Consider the following 1756-nt stretch of genomic DNA (forward strand, 5'->3'; position numbering starts at 1 on the left):
AAAAATAAGTACAGATTATACCTACATTTCGATTGAAGTGTAGGTATTTTTCTATGCGCACCATTTCTCTTTGTATTTGTTTATACGTTTATTTTCAGGTATAGGATATTCTGTTGGATTGTCTGAAGCAAGACCTTCTTGACGCACCTCTAGTGGTGTTTTACAGTTATATCTATCTTGAGGTCTTTTTTCGGAATAAAATCCTATATAGTCACTTATTGCCGTACGCAATGACTTTTCGTCAGTTATTTCATACATATGATACATTTCAGATTTGATAATTCCCCAAAATCCTTCCGTCGGACCATTATCTATGCAATGTCCTACACGTGACATGGATTGTGTCATTTTCTGTTTTTCAAGTTTTTTCTTGAATGTTTTGCTTGTATATTGAAAGCCACGATCAGAGTGAAAAATAGGCTTGGCATCAGGATTAGCCATAATCGCTTTATCAAAAGTTTTAAAAACTAATTGATTATCATTTCGTCCACTAATTACATATGCTACTGGATATCTGTCATATAAATCTATGATGGCGCTCAAATATATTTTCTTTTTATCACCAGGAACTTTAAACTCAGTTACATCTGTAGCCCATTTTTGATTTGGTGCGGTAGCATAAAAATCTCGTTGAAGAAGATTTTCTGCTGTTTCATCAGGTTTTGAATATATATATTTCGCCTTCTTTTTTCTTATTACCGAATGTATCCCAAGTTTTTTCATGATTCTATGGATTCTTTTTTTGCTGTAATTAGTATGATTAAAATGATTAATCCAAGATGTCATTCTTCGATATCCTAGGATGCGATTGAATCGCTCATCGTATTCTTTAATCAACTCTGCAAGTTTGATATTTTCAATTTCAGCCTCTGGCATTTCGTGCTTAAGCCACTTATAGTAGGCAGCACGGGATATTTCTAGCTGCTTGCACATCCATTCAATACTCCATTTTTTCTCGGTGTGTAATTCCTTTATTGCCATATATTTTGATTCGTATCGTGTTTTCCCTAATCTCACATCCTTTCGAATTCTTTCACTTTTTTTAACAATTCTACAACCATATCCTTTTCTTCTAGTTGACGTTTTAAGCGAAGATTTTCTCTTCTAAGACGTTCTAATTCATCGACCTCATCATCAGATTTATGATGTCCTCTTTTGTCAGTCAACCCTTCTAAACCACAAGCATCGTATTTTCTTACCCAGTTGTATACCTGACTATAGGAAACATCAAACTTAACTGCTGTATTTTTATAATCACGATTATTATTTAAGCAATACTCAACAATCTCTTCTCGTTCTTCTTTGGTTGTCTTTCTTCTTGCCTCTGCCATATAGACCTCCTGTTTGGGATTATAATCTTTAAGTTCTATATTGGCATTATACATCCGAATCCATTTTCTTAATAGACCGGGCGAGATATCGTATTGATTGCCTAATTCAATTGATGATGCTTCACCACGTATATATTTTTCAACAATTTCAATCTTAAATTGTTTTGAATAAGAAGAATTTTTAGTTTTCTTTGCAAATCCTGCAACACCATATTTGTTATATATGGCTGCCCAATGTTGAATAGTACTAGTCGAAATATAAAGTTCTCTACATATTTCGACCTTGGAACGATTCCCCTCAATATAGTCAATACAAGCTTGCTCTTTTTCTTGAGGAGTAAATCTTTCTTTTCTAGACATGAAAAATACCTCCAAAGTAACAGATTTTTTATATTTAATCTGTCTACTTTAGAGGTATCATATCA

General features: G+C 33.3%; 2 protein-coding genes. Both read right to left on the reverse strand.

The window, feature by feature from the left end:
• Nucleotides 1–51: 51 nt before the first annotated feature.
• The gene (locus DWW96_RS13665) at nt 52–1017 is read right to left on the reverse strand and encodes an IS3 family transposase (RefSeq protein WP_158562730.1); all 966 of its coding nucleotides are present in this window, start codon (nt 1015–1017) and stop codon (nt 52–54) included.
• Entirely contained in the window at nt 1014–1691 is a 678-nt protein-coding gene (locus DWW96_RS13670) for a transposase (RefSeq protein ID WP_117910810.1), read from the reverse strand. Before DWW96_RS13670 ends, DWW96_RS13665 begins: the two co-directional genes overlap by 4 nt.
• Between the last annotated feature and the right edge of the window lie 65 nt (nt 1692–1756).

Source organism: Eubacterium sp. AF17-7 (genome assembly GCF_003461285.1).
Taxonomy (GTDB): Bacteria; Bacillota; Clostridia; order Lachnospirales; family Lachnospiraceae; genus Eubacterium_U; species Eubacterium_U album.